We start from the raw sequence: 21,812 nt of genomic DNA on the forward strand, positions 1-21,812 counted from the left end.
ATCATTTTATTTTTTGGCAGGGTTCATGATTTGAATAGCTTGACGCAAGTATTTGTAATTCCTGGAATACTCGTACTCCATGTGGAAACTTCCTATTCCTCCTTTACGGCCTTCGTCTGGATTCCAGTAGGCCATTCCCAATAGTGAGGGTATCGTTCCCCGTTCGGGATCTTTGAAATTCACCCCGCCATTAGCGGCGTAACTTTCAAAGTTCTCGGTGACAATGAAACGATTGGAACCTATATACTGCTTTACCCGGTCAAATCTTTCTTGTAATCTGGTAGGGGAACCTGTTGCGTATGCTTGTGCTACGGCGTAATTGGCGTGCTTCCATCCTTCTTCAGTGATAAGATGCACAAAGCCGTCTACCATGATGATTTTGTCTGTCCCGATTCTTTGACGGGTTTCTTTTAATAAGGCAGTCATGTTGTCCTTATCGTAAAACAAGTCAGAACCACTACATTCATGGTCGAAATCGATTCCATCGTAACCGTATTTGTGAATAGTGTCTGCTATCGCTTGTGCAGCAGCCGGAATATTAGCGGCGATATTTTCAAATTTCCCGGGGAGATTTGCCATATTGTGTGAGAAAACAGTGAATACAACCCGTGTACCCAGTACTTCTTGAACATATTTCAAATCTTCTTTTTGATAATCTGTCAGACTACCGTAGGGGCCCCAAATGGAGACGATATCTACACTGTCAGGGATACTTTTCAGACTGTAGTACAAGGAGGCTGCACCCTGATTTGACCAACTTCCGAACCATCCGAATGAAAGGGCATGGTCGCTCTTCTTGTACTCTCTGAGTGCTGCATAATATTCTTCACCCAATGGCTCCGGTTCGAAGTTCTTGGCATCCATATCAGTCCAGTCATCACAACTAAAGAAATTAGTTGCCAGGAATGCTGCAAATAATATAATGAATATTTTTTTCATGTTGTTTTTATTTTTAATAATCAATCAGATTAGTTTTTCTTAGCCCACCATAGGTCGGTAGCATCTGTGTCTTGTCCGTTCGACAGGAAAGAACAAGCTTCTGTTACATTATTCCCATTACTTGCGTATTCGTCTTCAGAGAAACGCAGACGGCGTTGCTGGCGTTCTTTCGTGACACCTTGTGTAGAGAGATTGTCATAGGCAGGGAACACGGCAGGATATCCGGTACGACGGAAATCAGCCCAAGTTTCATTTCCAATCGGGAAGTTGGCAATCATTTTCTGTGTCAGAATACGTTCCAGGTTCTCTTCTTTGGCGCTGGTGGTAGTAGCAGGATTCCAGGCTACCGGTAATTTGCACGGATTGGTGTAATTATAAGCAGAGTTCAACGGGCATATATAATCTGCCGGAACATTAATGCTGTTAGCTATGTATGTATCAGCTCCTGATATACTGTGTTCGTTGAATGATAACTGGATGCCTTTTTTATAGAATTCTTCTGCTGTTCCTCCCATAGTCCATCCTTTCAAGGCACCTTCTGCTCTTAAGAAGGCTACTTCGGCAGCGTTGAATATCAGCATAGGAGTCTTGGTTTCTACTTTGACTGTGGAATAGGTGGAGAACATACCGGTTGTGATACCACTGATTCCCGAACGCACGCCGAGATACTCGTAATCAGGAGATACTGTTGTCTTGGTGAAGTATGCTTCACGGCGCGGGTCACCATATCCATTCATGAAAGAGACGATACAGGCATTGGCACGAACTTCGCCCCACGAATTGACGCTTGCGAGTCCGTTCTTGAAGTTGGTTGATCCAATATTGTCGTAAGCATCGCAATCATTGCTGTCCATCACCCCATACGGATGTGCTACGGCTTTTTCTGCTATTTCTTGTGCATATTCAGGAACAGCATTGCTGATACGGATAGCTATGCGCAACTTCAGTGAGTTGGCAAATTTTATCCATTTTTTATAGTCTCCCTGATAGATGCGGTCTTCTGTGGTCAGTTCGTTAAAACTTGGGTCGGTATTCATTAGGGAAGTAAGCACATCAATGCTGTAGTTCAAATCATCAATCATTGCCTTCCAAGCCGCTTCTTCATTGTCATATCCTACGGAGTACTGTCCGCTTTCCACCTTAGTATAAGGAAGCGGCCCTTGCATGGAGGCGATAATCTGCATGATGTGTACCCGCATGATTTTGGCAAGTGCATAATAATGACCTGATGCTTCTGAAAAACGTTCGATGGAGAAATAGTTAGGGTAGAAATTTTTGAAATACCAGTCAACAGACCATTTATTCCAGGCGTCATCTACGTTATAGGTATAGAAGTGCTGGCTCCTGCTCCAACTGCTGGTTGGAGTCAGCATACCCCCGAATGGCCCTGCCCAGAAAGTAATATTGCGCTGGGAGGGGTTTTCTTCTGTGGAAGACATACAAGTAATGAGCTGTGCAAATAATAACCGGGAGTTCAATACAGGGGGCTGGTATTGGTTGGTGTTATAGTCCTCAAATTTTCCTGTACAATTGCACACGAGTAGTACCAGTAGTACTGAACATATAAATTGAGTTATCTTTTTCATGGTTCTTCTCTGTTTAGAAATTAAGTTTTACGCTAAATCCGATGTTACGTGTAGTAGGCTGCATAAAGTAATCATAACTTTGATAGTAGTTAGATTGTGTTGATGCAGTTGCTTCCGGGTCGAAAGGCGCTTTACAATAAATCATCCAAAGATTCTTGCCGACTAATCCGACAGTCATCCTGAGTTTGTCACGGAACCATTTTTGAGGTAATGTGTAACTGAGGTTCAGTTCAGACAAGCGTACGTTGGTAGCACTGTATGTATAATAAGCGGCGTATCCTTTTACTGTATCGAAATATTTTTCAGTGTCTACATATCCGTAATTGGTGAAGATACCACCGGCATCGCGATAGTCGGCGGTTACTTGCGAAACTCCATACTGGTCGAGCGTGCTCTGTGTGCCTGACAAGGCAATACCGCCGAATCGTGCAGTCAGTGTCACTCCCAGGTTTACACCTTTGTATGAGAAGTTGTTGCTCCATCCCATGTTTGATTTCGGCAGGATAGAGCCCAGTTTGAATTCCTCAACGGATTCGATTTCAATTTTTCCTTCTTGTGAAACGTAGATGTTGTTATTGCCATCCCTCTTGATGCGGTGAGTGGCGTACACGTCGCCGATAGAGCCACCTTTGTATAATTTGACGCGAGCATCAAGGTTACCCAGTTGTCCCATTTCATAATTGTCCTTGGTAATCGGTTCTCCGGTCATCGGATTCACGGAACCCTCGGTCAATTTAATGATTTTATTCTGGTTCCAGGAGAACGTCAGGTTGCTGTCCCAAGAGAATCCACCCCATTTGTCACTATAACCTAAAGCGATTTCCATACCTTCGTTGCGGACATTACCACTCTGTATATATGCTTTGGAATATCCGGACGAAACAGAAAGATCGGCAGTAAAGGTTTGATTGATAGTGCTCGACCGATAATAGGTCAAATCAAATGAAAGACGATTGTTCAACCATTTTGAGTTGACTCCGACTTCCCATGAACGGGTCTTTTCTGGTTTTAAGTTACGTACCGGATAGATAGATGTAGATATCCATTTTCCGGAAGCGATATTAAACTCATAAGACGGACGCGTAATGAAACGTTCAAACGAGGTTCCGACTTCTGTATATGAGCCACGTACTTTCAGATATGAAAGCCAGTCCGGCAATTTCACCATACTTGAGATAATTCCCGATAAACCTACGGAAGGATAAAAGAACGAAGAGGCTTCGGAATATGCCAACTGTGATTCCCAGTCGTTACGTCCCGTAACAGTCATATACAGCATGCTTTTGTAACCTACTTCCGCATTGACAAACACGCCTTGTGATTGCTGGATATATCCTGACTGGATTCTCCTGTACTTGGCGGATGTATCTATATTGTGTATGGCAAAGAAGTTGTAAATACCTTCCAGATTACCGCCATGTCCTATTTGCTCTTCTCTCTGATCGTTGATAGATGCACCGATGTTGGCATTGAAAGACCACATGTTATCGTTGAATGTCTTGGAAATATTCAACATGATATCTCCATAGAAGCTGCTGTATGATTTATGAATATCATAGTAGCCACCATAAGGACTGGCGAACTGTTCGATGGTTGAGGCATGACGTTTGTCAGTCGAACGCATATCCGTCTTGTCATATTTCAGACGTCCGGTGATGTCGATTCCGTCAATGATATTCCATTTCAGGGACGCGTTGGTCATGAAACGTTTCTTCTTGTTTTCACGAACAATACGATTCATCGTCCAGTATGGATTCTGTAATTCCATACTTTGCGTGTCGTAAGGCCAGTATTGTTCGTAGATACCCAGTCCTTCGTTGTAACGCTCGTACATACGAATGGCTTCGAAATTCTCTCCGCGCGGGAATAGGTAGAGAGCAGTCAGCGGATTGAAGTAACGTCCCTGTGCTGTCATATTCCTGTCATTCTGGAAAATCAGGTTAGCTCCGAAATCCAATGTAAGTTTGTCATTCAGGAAAGTAGCGGTATTGCGTCCCGATACGTTGTAGCGTTCGTACTTGTTGTTCGGAAGAATACCTGTCGAGTTGGTTGCCGAAACTGAAACGTACGTCTGGTTCTTTGATGTACCTGTGGAGAGTGATACCGAATTGATGGTATTCACACCTGTGCGGAAGAACTTTTCAGGGTCGTAGTTACTGTTTACGACGTCACCCCAACTGGCGAATACACCGTCCTTATTACCATATTTGTTTTGCATTTTGGGCAACATGGTAGGGTTGGAGAAAGTAGTACTGCTCGATACACTGATGTTCGTCTTATCTTTCGTTCCTTTCTTTGTGTTGATAAGTACTACACCCGAAGCGGCGGCATTACCGTAAAGTGCGGCAGCGGCAGGACCTGTCAGCATATTGATTGATTCAATGTCTTCCGGATTAATGTCGGCTACGGCATCACTACCCGGCTGATCTGTCAGTAGCCCTGTATCTGTAGATTCGTTTACTACATTGAACATGGGAATACCGTCGATAACGTAAAGTGCGTTGTTTGATTTAGTAATTGACTTCACGCCACGCATGACTACGCGGGCGGCAGAACCTGCACCCGATGCGGAAGAGTTGATGGTTACACCTGCCACTTTACCGGTCAGCGAGTTCATAAAGTTCGCGTCTTTTACGGTAGTGATATCATCAGAAGATAATTGCTGTACGTTGTAACTCAATGCTTTCTCCGAACGTTTGATACCCAAAGCGGTTACCACTACTTGTTCCAGTGCGGTCGCTTCCTCTGTTAAGGAAATATTCAGTCTTGGCTGACCGTTGAATACGATATTACGAGTTTGATAACCGACATAAGATATCGTTAGTACGTCACCGATATGTATATTTTCCAAACGGAAATCACCATCGATGGAAGTAATCGTTCCTTTACCATCCTTAGTGGAGATAGAAGCACCGATGACCGGTTCCGAGCCATCGCTCACTACGCCCGTAACGGTGTAGGCTTTCTTTTGTTCTTCTGCCGCTTGTTTTTGGAACAGGACGATACGTTTATCCGAAATACGGAAATCAATAGTTGTGTTTTTCAATAGAGTACTTACGATTTGATTGATATTATTCGAAGTAATTTGTATTGAAGTTCTTTGACTTGTATTAATGTCATTGTTGTAAAAGAAAGAGTATTCACTTTGCTTCTCGATACTTTCAAACACTTTAGTCATAGGAGCATTCGTGAAGTTGAGCTGGATGTCTCGCTTGGTTGTCTGTGCGAGCGCAAAACCGGGAATCATTAAAAGTAATATTGCCGCATAAATGCTTTTTTGAAGCGCTTTTATGGAAGTGTGGCAACATTTTTGATAAGAAATTTGGTACTTTCTTAAGTTTGTCATACTTTTATAAATTAGAAATTAAGGATTGTGGCAATGAGAGCACTGCCATGATTTTTACAAAGTCTTGAAAGCGAGGAAATACTGGTACTATTTTCTCGCTTTTTTTTGTGCTTTTACAGTATTATACCATAGGCTTTTCGGTTTTAATGTTTTACAATCTTGTTATTTTAATATTATATTCTTTCCTTTGTATTCATATTCGAACGGAGTACTGATCTGCATAGTCTTTAAGATTGACTCCAATGATTCGTTTGTATAAAACTCTCCGGTGAAAGATTTACCTATCAGTTCATCATTCATAATAATAATCTTTATATTGAATTGTTGTTCCAGGCGTTGGCAGATGTCTAACAGGGGAGTATCGGAAAGTACCCATACATTCTGTGTCCATCGTATCTCGCGACTGGCGTTTGTCAATTCCGTAAGTGATACTCTACCGCTGCTGGTATCATACTTCAGTTGCTGATTGGGCTTCATCAGTATGTTCTTTTTCCCGGTAACGGCTTCAATGGAACCTTCTATCAGAGTTGCCGTAATCTGCGGAACCAGCGTGCTTGCATTTACATTGAACTTTGTTCCCAGTACTCTGATCTTCAATTCCCCGGCACGTACAATAAATGGATGGCGTTTGTCGTGTGCTACATCAAAGTAAGCCTCACCATCAAGAAATACTTCTCTTGATTTTCCTGAAAAACTTTCCGGATAAGTCAATCGGGAGCAAGTATTCAGGTTGATAATCGTTCCGTCGGGGAGTGTTACCTTCTGTACAATACCGGTATTGTTGCTGGCCACAATAAATGCAGGTTCACTATCCGATACGATATTATACAGCCATCCGCTCATTGCGATTAACATAGCCACCGTAGCGGCTGCCATCCATATCCGGTAGCGGTTGGCACGCTGACGGAAAATGTCAATCGAGTTATTGTCGGGTTGAATTCGTGCCATCAGGCGGGAGAATGACTTCTCTGCCGAATGTTCTTTGGGAGGACGGGGTGAATGCAGCTCGATGCCGTCAATCAACTCATCTAATTTGTCAGTTTCTTCTTCTTTTCTAATGCGCATTTTCTTTCGTTTTCTAAAGCTTTATACTATATAGAAAACTGAAGGCGCCAAACTACTAAAAGGAAAAAGCACTTTTTTTTAAAATTTTTCCAGAAATGGCTGAATCGCTTCTTTTATCTTGGCTTTAGCGATTAGAATCTGTCGTTCTACGGTGCAGACTTTTACGTCAAGAGCCTCTGCTATTTCACGGTGGCTCATTTCATCTTCCTTTGCCATCTTGAAAATAATGCGGCAACGTTCCGGCAGTGCAGTAATAGCTTCCTTTACTGCTTTGTGTAGTTCTTTATAGGATAGTTCGTCAAGAGGAGTATGCGTAGAGATGCTTACTTGTAGCTCCGTTTCGGGAATATCGTCTCTTTTCGATATATATCCGCTCTTTAGTACGTTCAGGCATCCGTTACGTATTGCCTGATAAATGTATGGATGGAAATTGGGAATAGAGGTAAGCATGTGTCGATCTTTCCATAAATTATAGAAAACATCTTCCACCACATCTTCCGAAGCGGGTTCTGAACGAAGAAACATCATGGCAAACTGGAATAACCGGTCATAGTAGTGCATATACAACGTACGGAAGGCATCCGAATTGCCTTCAGATACTAATTTTAGTATCTCTTGCTCATTGCTGATACGTTGTGGGTTATTCATAGTTAATAAGTTGCTTATTATACAGTATGCATCTCAGTTTAGTGCACAAAGAAACAGACTTTATTTTGTTTTTCCTAACGTTTTATCAAACGCCCTCCTCTTTTCAGCTTTCATTCAGATACCTTTATGTTGATTTTTGGAAGTAATATAGTGATTTTTGAACATCATTTTGTACAGTTGTTGCCTATTTTTGTGCCTGTAATCCATTAATTATTAATCATTATGCTACTACCGAGAAAATTTACATTTTTCTTTTTTTTGTTGCTTGGCGTATCTATTCATGCACAACAAAACTTCTTTGTAAGTTCTTATGTGCGTGGAAATTTCTACAACCGGGGACGTGTCGCAACTGAAAGTCTGCGGGCAAGTGACGACCTTATTTTCTTGAATGTTCATCCTAATAAAGACGGATCACTTTCATTTGAAAATCCGCGTGCATTTCAAGGAAAAGGGGTGACAACTTGGGAAGGATTGATTAAATCGGTTCGTGCAAAAGTAAAAGGTACAAAAACGAAAATACGTCTGGGAGCTTCCAGTGGCGAATGGAAAGCGATGGTAGCTGATGAGGCTGCTTGTACGGCATTTGCAAAGAATATAAAGACTGTACTGGAAAAGAATAAGCTGGATGGCATTGATCTTGATTTTGAGTGGGCGGAGAATGAGAAAGAATACAAAGATTATAGCCTGGCTATCGTGAAGATGCGGGAGGTGCTGGGAGATCAATATCTATTTAGTGTATCTCTGCATCCTGTTTGTTATAAGATTAGTAAAGAAGCCATTGAAGCCGTTGATTTTATTTCACTCCAATGTTACGGTCCTTCACCGGTTCGTTTTCCGGTAGAGAAATATGATTCGGATATTCAGATGGTACTGAAATATGGCATTCCCAAAGAGAAACTGGTGGCGGGAGTTCCTTTCTATGGTGTGACAAAAGATAATTCGAAGAAGACAGAGGCTTATTTCAGTTTTGTACAAGAGGGACTGATTACGGAGCCTGCACAAAATGAAGTAATATATAAGGGAGAGAAATATGTGTTTGACGGACAGGACAATATCCGCACTAAGACCCGTTATGCGATGGAGCAAGGACTGAAAGGCATGATGAGTTGGGATTTAGCCACGGATTTGCCACTGGATGATTCTAAATCATTGCTCAAAGCGATGGTTGAAGAATTAAGGAAATGACCTCCCCCACAGGTCGCTAAATTTCCTATTGGGAGGTATCAGAAGAGATTTTTCATTATTGTTCTGAATGACAGAGCAACATGAAAGTAAATTCTACTTCTGATACATCTTCCTTTCTCAAGATTGCTTAATTTGTTTCAGATAATCTGAAGGAGAGACACCAAATTCTTCCTTAAAGCATTGGCGGAAATATCCCGTACTGTTCATTCCTACTTTATAGGCTATTTCAGAGATATTGAACTTCCCTTCAAGCAGCAAACGTTCTGCATTCTCCATTTTCACTTTCCGGATATATTCGTTGGTCGAGAGTCCTGTAAGTGCTTTCATTTTCCGGTAAAGAGTGGAACCGCTCATGCACATTTTATCGGATAGATAGTTAATATCAATCTTCTCTGAAGAAAGGTTTTCCTCGATTAAAAGGGTGATTTTTTCAATAAACTCATTATCTAATTTGCTCAAAGCTTCGGCAATTACTATACGCTTTTCACTTAAATCTATTTGATTTCCCGGAGTAGATTGCGCCTGGAACTGGGCAACTAACTTTTTCCTTGAATCGAGCAGATTATTGATTCGGCTACGTAGCAGAGAAGCACTGAAAGGTTTCGTCAGGTAAGAATCGGCTCCTACTTCATATCCTTCTTCTTTATCTTGCAGAGAATCTTTGGCTGTCAGCAGGATAATAGGAATATGGCTGGTGCGCACATCATCTTTTAATTGCTTACATAAAGTGATGCCGTCCATCACAGGCATCATAATATCGCTGACTACAATATCGGGGATACGGCTAAGGGCTTGTTGTTTTCCTTCTTCTCCGTTGTTGGCTGTGATTACCTCGAACGAGTCGGTGAAGGATTCAACTATGTATTTCTGTATTTCTTCATTGTCTTCTACAATCAATAGGATTGGTTTACCGGTATCTAATGTCGCTTCTTGTGAATACTCCAGCTCCGTATTCTGATTCATCTCCTCTTGAACCGGTTCTGTAGAATCTGCATGTAAGGCATTGGGGTAGATGTTATCCGTCAGTAAACTGATATAGAACGTACTTCCTTCATTTTGGACGCTTTCTGCACGGATTTCCCCTTCATGTAAGGTGACGAGATTCTTCACTAAAGCCAGCCCGATACCTGTACCGGATGCCTGATGCTTACCGCTTTCCTGATAATAGCGGTCGAAAATATGTGGCAGGGCCTCGGCGGAAATTCCGTACCCTGTATCACTGACTTTAATTTCCGTATAAGCTACCTCATTACGCATGGTCTGATGCAAACTTAGTGTTACGCGCCCTTGTTCCGTATATTTGATAGCATTGGAAATCAGATTGTCCAAAACAATCGTGATGATTTCTTTATCGAAGAAAAGAAACATTTCTTCTTTTTCTATCTGAATCCGGAAATCAATTTTGGTATTTTGATTTAACTCTTTGTATTTAAGCCCTATTTCATAAATCAGAGGGGCAATGTTCCCTTTGCTGACACACAATTTCTTGTTTTGTGTTTCTGTTTTTCGGAATTCTAGAATCTGATTAATCAGATTGAGCAATCGTAGCGCACTCTGATGGATAACTGATAGTTTCTGGGCTTGTTTTGCAGGAAGCGATACTTCTTTTTGCATATCTTCGAGAGGACCGAGGATTAAGGTCAGAGGGGTACGCAGCTCATGTGTGATATTGGTATAGAAACGCAAGCGTTCCTGATTTAATTCCTGTTCCTGCTCATGGTTTTTCTTTTCCAAAGTATAAAGACTTTCCAGATCTAACTTCTTTTTGTAAGCATGCAAGATAAGATAAATGATACTGATAGATGCCAGGATGTAGATAAGTTTTGCCCACCACGTCAACCAAAGAGGAGGATTGATACGGATGGTCAGGGAAGTGGCTTCTTCCGGCCATTCCTGATTATGTACTCGCGCTTTGATGAAGAATTCATATTTTCCCGGGGGAATGTTGCGGAAAGTGACATTGTTACTTTCATTGACGGTGTACCACGAGTTTTCGAGCCCTTTCAGCATATAAACATACTCTACTTGATTGACGAGAGAATAGTTTTGAACGTTGAATCTCACTCCGAAGCTATTTTGTGCATGACTCAATTCAACGTTTGATCCTTTGGAGAGATTGATAATCATATCATTGTTTTCCAGATTACTCAACCGTCCCAGTATTTTCATCTCTGTGACAACTGCCGCTGGAGCCGGTTGTTCATTCATGGTAATGTCAGGGTTGAAGCAACATACTCCATTGATAGAACCGAAATAAATCTGTCCATTCTTACTTTGTGTTACACAACCGCTTGAGAAACTTCCTGCCGGAACATCGTCAGAGTGGCCATAGTTATAAAAACAGTCTTTATTCGTAACATAGCAACTGATACCTTTATTATTGCTAAACCAGATATTCCCTTTTTTATCTTCTGTTATTGCACAGATATTTGTATTGATTAAGCCATCTTTTCGTTGGTAAGTTTTGTAATTCAGTTCATTAGTCGACAGGAAACAAATTAATCCTTCTCCCGTTCCTATCCACATTCTTTTTTGTTTATCTTGTATGATCTGATTGATGGTGTTAGAACAAAAGCCATCTCTTTGAGTGAACGTCTTGATTTTCTGTAAGTCCGGGGTGTATATGCCAAGTCCGTCTCCGAAAGTTCCAATCCAAAAACGTCCTTTCTCATCTTGGGCTATAGAACGTATAAAATCACTGTGCAGTTCGCTATTATCTGTATTGTAATGCTTGATAATCTTCATGGTTAGAGGGTTTAATACAACAATTCCTCCACTATATCCTACCCAAATGTTATGTTGGGCATCTTCATAGATCGTACGGACGTCTAGATTAGATTGTCCCATGAGGGAGATGGAACGGAATCTTTTATTCCGGCTATCATAATAGCTGATTCCTCCTTGGTAGGAACCGAACCATAAATTCCCTTTTGAATCTTGTAAAGAAGCTAATATAAAATTCGAAGGAATGTCTCCACTCTCTTTTCTATAAATAGCAATACGTTTCTCTCCTTCAAATACATTAATACCTCCTCCATCTGTTCCGATCCAAACCCGTCCTTGTCTGTCCATACAAAGACTGCTGGCTACTTTGTTGTTCAGGCTGTTTTCATTGTTTGGAATCGGAGAATAGCTTAACGTGGTGAACAAAGGAGGTTTACTACTAATAAAGTTGATGCCTCCTCCCCATGTTCCTATCCAGATATTGTCGAAAGAATCCTGGAATATACATCGAGCGCTTGCATTAGAGAGGCTTCGACTATCATCACCCTCCTGTATGTATTCAATAGAAAGCTCCTCTGGCGAGAGAAACATACCCTGTTTCAGGTTTAATATGGCAATACCATTGAGCTCTGAAGCAATCCAGAGCCTATTATCTTTTAATTGACGGATAGATAATATGCGACTGCATAAAGTGGCATACTTGTCATTCTTATTATTTCTGAATGTGATAAAGTTTTCATTAGCAGCATTGTATAGAGCCAATCCATTATTTGTTCCTAACCAGATGTTACCGTTTGCATCTTTAATGATACAAAACACATCATTACCGGGCAAACTTGCCGGATTTCCCGTTTCATTCTGGAAGTTCTTTACGCTTTTGTCTTTAAGAGAAAAAATACTGAATCCGCTTCCAACATGGCCGATATACAAATTGTTGTCTCCTCCGTCCAATACTGTCCATGTCTGATTGGAGGGCAGACTAGGCACCGTACTCTTATTATAATGTGTGAATTGCCCATTATTAATATTTAGATATTCTATACCTCTATAATAGGTGCTGACCCATAAACCATCATCGTTTTGGGTGGAAGGAGAGATATCCGTTACATCATTTGTAATCAGGCTGTGTGGATTTTCCGGGTTATGTTGGTAGGCGGTAAATGTTTGTTCGTCATAATTGTATGCATTTAGTCCGTCTCGTTGAGTGGCTATCCAAATGATGGGACGTTTGGAATCAGTATACACCCGGTTGAGTTCGTTGCCGGTGATTCCCTGATTGTTATGTGGCAAATCATTTTTATAATAAGTAATGAAGCGGGTGCCGTCAAATTTATTAAGTCCTTCTTCTGTAGCAAACCATAAAAAGCCTTGTTTATCTTGTGTAATACTGACTACATAATTATTGGATAATCCTTGTTCTATTCCCAGTCGTTTTACAGAATGAGACTGGGCTGTCAATTGAAGAATGGACAACAAGGATAAAAATAAAGTAGAAGCAATGTGTTTTTTCATAACTCGTGCTTATTTGTTTCAATTATCAGCTCAAAAATAAGAATAAATATTTTATTTAGAGTATGTAAATCGTTCATTGCACGATTTGCATAGCTCTTCTGCATGATTTTTGCTTATTTCATTTATATCAATATTCTATATTTGCATCGGAAAAAACAACAAAAAATGTTTAATCTTTAAATTCTAATTTATGAGGTATGTAAGAATCTTATGCATGTGTGTCGTACAGTTGCTTCTGTCAGCTGCAGCATTTGCACAAACACAAGTTACAGGACATGTGGCCGATGTGAGAGGAGAGGATATCATTGGTGCCAATGTTACTGTCAAAGGAACTTCTAATGGAACCATTACCGATATCGATGGTAACTTCACAATTAATGTAGATGATAAAAATGCCACATTGGCAATTTCGTTCATCGGTTATAAGACTAAAGAGATGAAGATAGGCGAAAAGGCACATCTTCAAATCGTTCTTGAAGAAGATACGGAAACTTTGGATGAAGTTGTGGTGGTGGGCTATGGTACACAAACCAAGAAAAGTCTGACCGGAGCCATCAGTGATGTTAAGTCTGATGCGTTGACGCGTTCTGTTTCTACGACCACTGCGGGAGCCTTATCCGGTAAGATAGCAGGTGTGTCTACACGTGCTGTGGATGCCCGTCCGGGTAGAGGTATCAATCTTGAAATCCGTAATATGGGTAGCCCCCTGTTTGTAATCGATGGTATTCCTTATGGTGGAATGAACAGCCGTGACTGGTTGCAGGCATCGGATGTTTCCGGTAGCGATGTGTTTAATGCTCTGAATATCGAGGATATCGAGAGTATCACAGTCTTGAAGGATGCTTCTGCTGCTATTTACGGTTTGCGTGCATCAAATGGTGTAGTTTTGGTAACTACCAAGAAAGGTAAAAAGAATGATAAGGTAAGCATCAATGTAAATGGATACTATGGTTGGCAGAATCTGACCCGTTTCCCCGAATTGGCAAATGCAGGACAATATGTAAGAGGTTTGGCTGAAGCAGCACAGAATAGAGGTGAAGATCCAAGCAAATTATATAGTCCCGAGGAACTTGCTAAATGGGAAGCTGGTACCGAACCGGGATATAAGAGCTATGACTATTATGATATGGTAATGAGAAAAAATGTACCTCAATACCACATCAATGCGAATGTGACAGGTGGCTCTGAAAAGACCAACTATTATCTTTCTGTAGCTCATACTGGACAAGATGCGATGATGCCTGACTTTAAATATGAGCGTACCAATCTTCAGTTGAATATTGATACTAAGATAACAGACCGTTTTACAATAGGTGCACAGATTAGCGGTAAGTATGAAAAGAGTGAAGACGTAGGTTTGCCGGGTGGTGACGGTTATTATTCGGCTATATTGGCTATGTTCAAAATGCAGCCTATCGAAAGCCCTTATGCCAATGATAATCCGGAATATATCAATAATGTACATGAGAATGGTTACAATCCAGCTGCTTTCAGTCGTGACATTGCCGGTTACAAAGATAATTTGACTCGTAATGCCAATATCAATGCTTATGCGCAGTATGATTTCTCTTTCGGTTTAACTGCAAAAGCTACGTTCTCATACAATTACACCAACAGCCGTTTCGATGGTTATCAATATGCTTATCAAATCTATACATACGATAAGGAGAAAGATACTTATAACGGGACACCTGCTACAGGACGTTGGAGAAATCAAATAGATCGTAGTGTCCCTGCGCGTTATATGCAATTGCAATTGAATTATGCAAAACAGATTAAGAACCATAATATCTCGGCAGTTTTGGGTTACGAAGCTTCCGATTATGATTGGAGTAAGAAAACGTATGGTACCGAACCTTCTACTGATTATCTGCCTTTATTGCAGTTTGATGAAATCAATAGTTTCGGTGATGAGTGGAGTTACGAAGCACGTGCCGGATGGATTGGCCGTATCAATTACGACTTTGCCCACAAATATCTGATTGAATTATTGGCTCGTTATGACGGTTCTTATCTCTATGCAGCTAATAACCGTTGGGGATTCTTCCCGGGTGTGTCTGTAGGTTGGAGAATCTCGGAAGAGAAATTTTTTGAAAAGCTGCGACCGGTTGTAGATGATTTGAAGATTCGTGCTTCTATCGGTCAGACAGGTACAGAGAAGGATGTAAAACTGTTCGATTACTTGAGTGGTTATACGTGGAATAATGGTAATGCAGTATTGGATGGTGAACTGGTGACCGGACTGAACCAGAGAGGACTACCTATTACTAACTTATCCTGGACTAAGAATACGACATCGAATATCGGTTTTGACCTGACTATGTTCAATAATCGTTTGAAGATTACAGCCGATGCTTTCCGCAAGGATATTACCGGTGTACCGGCTGCCCGTTATGATGTATTGCTTCCGAGTGAAGTGGGATATACATTGCCTAATGAGAACTTGAACAAACAAGCATATATCGGTGCGGAAGGTATGGTTACATGGACCGATCATATTGGTGATTTGAACTATACCGTAAGCGGTAACTTTACTTTCTCACGTTATAAGAGCATTGAGACTTATAAACCGCGTTTTAATAACTCTTGGGATGAATACCGCAATTCTGCGGAAGGCCGTTGGGGAGGTATCTATTGGGGATATCAGGTAATTGGCCAGTTCCAGTCGGAAGAAGAAATTCGTAATTATCCGGTAAATTTGGATGGAAATAATAACCGGACACTGCTCCCCGGTGACTTTATCTATAAAGATGTAAATGGTGATGGTATTATCAACAGTATGGATGAGCGTCCTATCGGTTATCCGGAAGGCTGGGCGCCTATCATGTCGTTTGGTGGTAATATCGGTTTGGCGTGGAAGGGTATTGACTTGAATATCGACCTTTCCGGTGGTGCTATGCAAGGATGGAGACAAAACTATGAATTGGCTAATGCATATCATGGAAATGGAAACTCACCGGTTTATCTATTGGAAGACCGTTGGCACCGTGCCGACTTGTACGATCCGGAAAGTGAATGGATACCGGGACGTTATCCGGCCATCCGTAAAGGTGAGTTCAGCTATAACAATAAGAATAGTGACTTCTGGTTGCACAATGTACGCTATCTCCGTATTAAAAACTTGGAAGTGGGTTATAGCTTGCCGTCACAACTGTTGAGACCGATTCGTGCACAGAAGGTACGTATTTATGCTAATGTTTCTAACTTGTGTTCGTTCGACAATGTGGGTAAGTTTGGAGTCGATCCTGAAATTACTGCCGCAGCTGCAGTGGTATATCCGCAACAACGTACATTCCTTCTTGGATTTAATATTACATACTAAAAAATGAACGCTATCATGAAAAGCAAATCTATAAAAATAGTTCTGTTGGGAGCCGTCCTTACTTCCATGTTATCGGGTTGTGGCGACAGCTGGTTCGAAAGAGATCCCAAAAATATTCTTACCAATGAGTTGGTATGGAACGATCCGAACATGATTAAATCACAGCTAGCCAATTTATATAATCGTATTCCACAGTTACACGGTGACTTCAATACCGGTGGTATGTGCGAAACGGATGATGCTATGTACTGTGGCACGCTGGATCAGAATTATCGTAATGAATTACGTTATGGCAACGACTACGGACGTTGGTGGGATTATGGATTGATACGAGACATCAATATGTCTATTGAGAATATCGACAAATATGGAACAGATATTTCAGCAGATGACAAGTTACAGTTCAAAGCTGAATTTCGCTTTATCCGCGCTTACGTTTATTTTGAGCTTGTAAGACGTATGGGTGGTGTACCATTGATTACAACTACTTTGGAGTATGATTTTAGCGGAGATCCTTCTTACTTACGTAATCCACGTGCCAAGGAGCACGAAATATATGACTTTGTATACAGTGAATGTGAAGAAATCAAGTCGCAACTGGGTAATAAAGGCAGTCAAAGTCGTGCCAATTACTACACTGCATTGGCATTGGAGAGCCGTGCTATGTTGTATGCCGGTTCTATTGCCAAATACAATGCGCTGAAAACTCCTAATATTGTAACGTCTGGCGGAGAAGTGGGTATTCCGGCCGATATGGCAGACGGTTATTATCGGAAGTCGTTGGCTGCTTCGCAAGAAATTATCACAAAAGGCGGATATGAACTTTATGAAAAGGAGTCGGATAAAGGAGTGAACTTCTATAAAATGTTTATGGACAAGACACTAAATAAGGAAGCTATTTGGGTGAAAGATTATAAGAATCCTTTGAAAGTGCATAGCTTCGGTTATGATAATGTAGTCCATCATTTGAGAGAAGATAACGATAATTCTTCTTGCATCGGCCCATCTTTAGGATTGGTAGAAGCATTTGATTATTTGGATGGAGCTCCGGGAACTTTACATTATAAGAATGGTAATGACTATGTAGTATATGATACTCCGAGTGATATCTTTGCCAATAAAGATGCACGTTTGTATGGTACGATCGTCTATCCGGGCTCAAAGTTCAGAAATCAGGATGTAGATATTCAGGCAGGAGTGGCAGTATGGAATGATAAGACGGGTTCTTATGATTTACTGACAGATTCGAAATTGGGAAGTGCTTATGACGATAATAAAACTTTTGTCGGCCAGGATGGTCCCCAGACTAATAGTCCTAACGTGAGCAATACCGGATTTTATATCCGTAAGTTTATCAGTGAGGCATCCGGTTATACTCTCCGTAACTATGCTGAAAACTGGTGGCCTTGGTTCCGTCTGGGTGAAATCTATTTGAATGCTGCCGAAGCTGCTTTCGAATTGAATGACGAGCCGACAGCTTTACCCTACATCAACCGCTTGCGTCAGCGTGCCGGTTTCCCGGCCAATAGCCTGACAAGCCTGACAATAGAAAAGATTCAGAACGAACGTCGTGTGGAACTGGCTTTCGAAGATCACCGTTATTTTGATATGAAACGATGGAGAATAGCTGATATCACCTGGAACGGAAATACAGATAACGATAAAGCGATCGTTTACGGTTTATATCCTTATCGTATTGCTAAACCAAAACCGGGAACATCGGATCAGGACAAGTACATTTTTGTAAAGACAAAATCCGAACGTTTCAAGGTGGCAAGAACCTTCCAGCAGTCTAACTATTATTCATTCATTGCTGATGATGTAATTAATAACAATCCGACGATTGTGAAGAATCCATTCCAATAAAAATAAGAGATTATGAAAAAGATTATACCTTTCTTTATTATGATATGTTGTTTGTTGGCAGTAAGCAGTTGCAGCTACGACAACTTTGAGGAACCTAAGGCTACGTTGACCGGAAGAGCAATTTATGACGGTGAAGCAGTAGGAGTTAGAAGCGGAAGTTCAGAGTTTGCTTTATTCCAGGACGGTTATGCTTTGCATGGCTCTATTCCGGTGTATGTTGCGCAGGACGGAAGCTATTCCGTGTCTCTTTTCAATGGTGATTATAAATTGGTGCGTATGGGCAATGCACCTTGGGAAAGACCTTCTAATGACACAATTTATATTACAGTGAAAGGAAACACTGTGCAGGATATTCCTGTGACACCGTATTTCTCTGTCAGAAACGTATCTTTTGCCAGAAACGGCAATAAGGTTACCGCACGGTTTACTATCAATAAGGTAGTTGCCGATGCCAATCTGGAGAATGTAGGTATCTATTTGGGAACAGGTATCCTGACAGATGAGAAACAAAAGGAAGCGGAGTTGGCGTTGGGTAATACCGTTTCACTCAATCAGGAGAACACTGCTGAAATTGAGATTCCAAGTGGCTTACTCAATGAATCCTATCTTTACGCTCGTGTCGGAGTTAAATCAGACAAATCATCGGAATATTGTTACAGTCAATCTATTAAAGTAGCATTGAAATAAATAGTATCAAGAATGTAAATACCGGAGGGGGAGTATCACAACCTGATATTTCCCCTTTTTATCCAACTCATGAAAATATGATAGTATCTATTAAACAAACTTTGATTATAATCGGCTTGATGTTGGCAGTGACGCTGCCTGCTTTCGCGTTATCTGGTAATCCTGTGTTACCAGGTTTCCATGCTGATCCTGAAATTTTATATTCCAACAAGACTAAGAAATACTATATCTATTCCACCACAGACGGACAGCCTGGATGGGGTGGTTGGTATTTTACCGTTTTTTCGTCTGTAGACTTAAAGAATTGGAAAGATGAAGGGACAATGCTGGATTTGAAATCAGATCAGGTACCTTGGGCGGATGGTAATGCATGGGCACCTTGTATGGAGGAGAAGTTGATAGGAGGAAAATATAAATACTTCTTTTACTACAGTGGTAATCCGAAAGCAGGCGGAGGAAAACAGATTGGAGTAGCCACGAGCGATTCTCCCACAGGGCCGTTTGTTGATTTAGGGCGTCCCATTGTAACGGATTCACCCACCGGAAACGGTCAGCAAATAGATGTGGATGTGTTTACCGATCCGGTTTCGGGGAAGTCTTATCTGTATTGGGGAAATGGCTATATGGCAGGTGCGGAACTGAATGAGGATATGGTTTCCATTAAGAAGGAAACGATTACAGTGATGACTCCTGAAGGAGGAACTTTGGAGGATTATGCTTATCGTGAAGCTGCTTATGTGTTCTACCGTAACGGACTTTACTATTTCATGTGGTCGGTAGATGATACAGGGTCTCCCAATTATCATGTAGCTTATGGCACTTCAACCTCACCTTTGGGACCAATTAAAGTAGCTAAGAATCCTGTTATACTGATTCAAAACCCGGAAAAGGAAATATACGGTCCTGCTCATAATGCTGTTTTGCAAGTTCCCGGCACTGATAAGTGGTATATTATTTATCATCGCATTAATAAGAATTATCTCAAAAGTGATCCCGGTGTCCATCGTGAAGTATGTATAGATCGTATGGAATTTAATGAAGATGGGAGCATTAAGCAAGTAATACCCACTCCTTAATAATATCTTTCCTGATTTCGGTAGATGGTCAGGTTGTTTCAGGACGGAATTGTATTGTATGATTTGAATAATGAAAGATTATAGATGAATAGGATTATAGGTAAAAAGAGAGTAGCGATTTTAGGTTTTCTGTTTGTATGTGTGGCGGGTGGATGTTCTCAATCTGTTCCTGATGTAAGTTATCAGATAGAAACGGATAAGCCTTGTCAAACGATGGCATATTTTAGTGCTTCAGACGCCTGGAGTATGCAGTTTATCGGACTTTGGCCGGAAGAGAAACAAAACCAGGTAGCCGATTGGCTGTTCAGTACGGAGAATGATGTGAACGGACAGCCGAAAGGTATCGGCCTGTCCCTCTGGCGTTTCAATGTCGGTGCAGGCAGTGCGGAACAAGGGGAGGCTAGTCAGATCGCTTCTCCCTGGATGCGAGCCGAGTGTTTTCTGAACGCGGATGGAACGTACGATTGGAACAAGCAACAAGGACAACGCAATTTTCTGAAACTGGCAAAGGAACGGGGAGTCAATAAATTCCTGGCTTTCCTGAACTCGCCTCCCGTACATTATACGCAGAACGGATTGGCAACCAATACCGGTCGTGGAGGCACGGCAAATCTGAAGTCGGATTGTTATGAAAAGTACGTCCGTTTTCTGGCAGATGTAGTACAGGGAGTAGAAGAACATGATGGCATCAAGTTCAACTACATCTGTCCTTTCAACGAACCGGATGAACATTGGAATTGGGTAGGACCGAAACAAGAAGGTTGTCCGGCAACCAACAAAGAAGTAGCTCATACTGTCCGTTTGTTAAGCAAAGAATTTGTAAGCCGGAATATGGATACGCAGATTTTGGTGAATGAATCTTCCGATTATCGCTGTATGTTCCGCACTCACGAAACAGATTGGCAACGGGGTTATCAGATTCAAGCCTTTTTCTGTCCGGATAGTGTAGATACATATTTAGGAGATACTCCGAATGTTCCCCGCCTGATGCTTGGTCATAGTTATTGGACAACGACTCCGTTAAGTGAATTACGTAATATCCGCTGCCAGTTGCGGGATACCTTAGATAAACATCAAGTTGGCTTCTGGCAAACGGAGACTTGCATCATGGGTAATGATGAAGAAATTGGTGGTGGAAATGGTTTCGATCGTACAATGAAGACAGCGCTCTATGTAGCACGTATCATTCATCATGATATTGTATATGCCAGAGCTGAAAGCTGGCAATGGTGGCGTGCCATTGGCGGTGACTACAAAGACGGACTGATTCGTGAGTATACAACAGACGATAACTTCTTGGATGGTACAGTAGAAGATTCTAAACTGATGTGGGCTTTAGGAAATTATAGCCGTTTTATCCGTCCGGGAGCAGTCCGGCTATCCGTTTCGGCTTTCGATCAAACAAACGCTTTCATTCCTGATGGCGACACCGACCAGCAAGGATTGATGTGTTCTGCTTACAAAAACGTAGATGGAACGTATGTGATAGTCGTTATAAACTATGCCAATGAGGAAAAAGAGTTTTCTATTCATAAAGAAAAAGTAGGAAATACGCAATGGCAGATTTATCGTACTTCAGATAAAGAAGGGGAGAATTTGCTTCCGGTAGGAAAAGTGAAAAGTGGAAAAAACATTCAGATTCCGGCACGTTCCATTATAACGCTTCAGAGTAATTAATAAAAGCGATTTTATATTCTTTATTTTTTGAGGAGAATAATACATCTATGTGCCCGTCTATTGCTACGAAAGTAATAGACGGGTACAGTGTATAAGAAGAGGTATTTCATAGACAATAGAAGATATTTTCAGGTATCTATATCGCTTCTTAGAGTTACAGGGGCTAAAGCTGAAAATGC

The 21,812-nt window shown here is 41.3% G+C and carries 12 protein-coding genes; 6 read left to right on the forward strand and 6 right to left on the reverse strand.

What is annotated here, in order from left to right; genetic code table 11:
* Nucleotides 1–6 precede the first annotated feature (6 nt).
* The 5 genes from NQ505_RS05910 to NQ505_RS05930 form a co-directional block, all read right to left on the reverse strand.
* Complete coding sequence (locus tag NQ505_RS05910) at nt 7–939, reverse strand: glycoside hydrolase family 18 (RefSeq protein ID WP_009001180.1); 933 nt, start codon at nt 937–939, stop codon at nt 7–9.
* Nucleotides 940–968: 29 nt separating this feature from the next.
* A complete protein-coding gene (locus NQ505_RS05915) occupies nt 969–2,525 on the reverse strand; it encodes a SusD/RagB family nutrient-binding outer membrane lipoprotein (RefSeq protein WP_009001179.1) in 1,557 nt (518 codons plus the stop codon).
* A gap of 13 nt (nt 2,526–2,538) precedes the next feature.
* The gene (locus NQ505_RS05920; RefSeq protein WP_050547502.1) at nt 2,539–5,772 is read right to left on the reverse strand and encodes a SusC/RagA family TonB-linked outer membrane protein; all 3,234 of its coding nucleotides are present in this window, start codon (nt 5,770–5,772) and stop codon (nt 2,539–2,541) included.
* A 261-nt stretch (nt 5,773–6,033) separates the two neighbouring features.
* A complete protein-coding gene (locus NQ505_RS05925; protein ID WP_009001177.1) occupies nt 6,034–6,936 on the reverse strand; it encodes a FecR family protein in 903 nt (300 codons plus the stop codon).
* A gap of 78 nt (nt 6,937–7,014) precedes the next feature.
* Nucleotides 7,015–7,584, reverse strand: coding sequence for an RNA polymerase sigma-70 factor (locus NQ505_RS05930; RefSeq protein WP_009001176.1), 570 nt, complete (start codon nt 7,582–7,584; stop codon nt 7,015–7,017).
* A 222-nt stretch (nt 7,585–7,806) separates the two neighbouring features.
* Here NQ505_RS05930 and NQ505_RS05935 point away from each other — a divergent pair, with 222 nt between their 5' ends.
* Nucleotides 7,807–8,769 carry a glycoside hydrolase family 18 protein gene (locus tag NQ505_RS05935; RefSeq protein WP_009001175.1) on the forward strand — a complete coding sequence of 321 codons (963 nt, stop codon included), beginning with the start codon at nt 7,807–7,809 and terminating at the stop codon, nt 8,767–8,769.
* Between the two features lie 117 nt (nt 8,770–8,886).
* Here the strand turns inward: NQ505_RS05935 and NQ505_RS05940 are convergent, their stop codons facing one another.
* A complete protein-coding gene (locus tag NQ505_RS05940) occupies nt 8,887–13,005 on the reverse strand; it encodes a two-component regulator propeller domain-containing protein (RefSeq protein WP_009001174.1) in 4,119 nt (1,372 codons plus the stop codon).
* 190 nt (nt 13,006–13,195) lie between these two features.
* Between NQ505_RS05940 and NQ505_RS05945 the strand changes: the two genes are divergently transcribed.
* From NQ505_RS05945 to NQ505_RS05965, 5 genes are all read left to right on the forward strand, one after another.
* Nucleotides 13,196–16,327, forward strand: coding sequence for a SusC/RagA family TonB-linked outer membrane protein (locus NQ505_RS05945; protein ID WP_032854041.1), 3,132 nt, complete (start codon nt 13,196–13,198; stop codon nt 16,325–16,327).
* A 15-nt stretch (nt 16,328–16,342) separates the two neighbouring features.
* On the forward strand, nt 16,343–18,193 hold the full coding sequence (locus NQ505_RS05950) for a RagB/SusD family nutrient uptake outer membrane protein (protein WP_009001172.1): 1,851 nt from the start codon (nt 16,343–16,345) through the stop codon (nt 18,191–18,193).
* A gap of 12 nt (nt 18,194–18,205) precedes the next feature.
* Nucleotides 18,206–18,880: a DUF3823 domain-containing protein gene (locus tag NQ505_RS05955; protein ID WP_009001171.1), complete on the forward strand. Its 675-nt coding sequence runs from the start codon at nt 18,206–18,208 to the stop codon at nt 18,878–18,880.
* Between the two features lie 77 nt (nt 18,881–18,957).
* Nucleotides 18,958–19,956, forward strand: a complete 999-nt coding sequence (locus NQ505_RS05960; RefSeq protein ID WP_032854040.1) for a family 43 glycosylhydrolase — start codon at nt 18,958–18,960, stop codon at nt 19,954–19,956.
* An 84-nt stretch (nt 19,957–20,040) separates the two neighbouring features.
* Nucleotides 20,041–21,633 carry a glycoside hydrolase family 30 protein gene (locus NQ505_RS05965; RefSeq protein ID WP_009001169.1) on the forward strand — a complete coding sequence of 531 codons (1,593 nt, stop codon included), beginning with the start codon at nt 20,041–20,043 and terminating at the stop codon, nt 21,631–21,633.
* Nucleotides 21,634–21,812: the final 179 nt, after the last annotated feature.

Source organism: Bacteroides sp. D2 (assembly GCF_025147085.1).
In the GTDB taxonomy this organism is placed as follows: Bacteria; Bacteroidota; Bacteroidia; order Bacteroidales; family Bacteroidaceae; genus Bacteroides.

Coding starts and splice junctions, on each gene's coding strand:
- NQ505_RS05930 (WP_009001176.1), bottom strand. CDS start 7,584: ATGAATAACCCACAACGTATCAGCAATGAGCAAGAGATACTAAAATTA.
- NQ505_RS05920 (WP_050547502.1), bottom strand. CDS start 5,772: ATGATTCCCGGTTTTGCGCTCGCACAGACAACCAAGCGAGACATCCAG.
- NQ505_RS05935 (WP_009001175.1), top strand. CDS start 7,807: ATGCTACTACCGAGAAAATTTACATTTTTCTTTTTTTTGTTGCTTGGC.
- NQ505_RS05960 (WP_032854040.1), top strand. CDS start 18,958: ATGATAGTATCTATTAAACAAACTTTGATTATAATCGGCTTGATGTTG.
- NQ505_RS05925 (WP_009001177.1), bottom strand. CDS start 6,936: ATGCGCATTAGAAAAGAAGAAGAAACTGACAAATTAGATGAGTTGATT.
- NQ505_RS05945 (WP_032854041.1), top strand. CDS start 13,196: ATGAGGTATGTAAGAATCTTATGCATGTGTGTCGTACAGTTGCTTCTG.
- NQ505_RS05950 (WP_009001172.1), top strand. CDS start 16,343: ATGAAAAGCAAATCTATAAAAATAGTTCTGTTGGGAGCCGTCCTTACT.
- NQ505_RS05910 (WP_009001180.1), bottom strand. CDS start 939: ATGAAAAAAATATTCATTATATTATTTGCAGCATTCCTGGCAACTAAT.
- NQ505_RS05955 (WP_009001171.1), top strand. CDS start 18,206: ATGAAAAAGATTATACCTTTCTTTATTATGATATGTTGTTTGTTGGCA.
- NQ505_RS05965 (WP_009001169.1), top strand. CDS start 20,041: ATGAATAGGATTATAGGTAAAAAGAGAGTAGCGATTTTAGGTTTTCTG.
- NQ505_RS05940 (WP_009001174.1), bottom strand. CDS start 13,005: ATGAAAAAACACATTGCTTCTACTTTATTTTTATCCTTGTTGTCCATT.
- NQ505_RS05915 (WP_009001179.1), bottom strand. CDS start 2,525: ATGAAAAAGATAACTCAATTTATATGTTCAGTACTACTGGTACTACTC.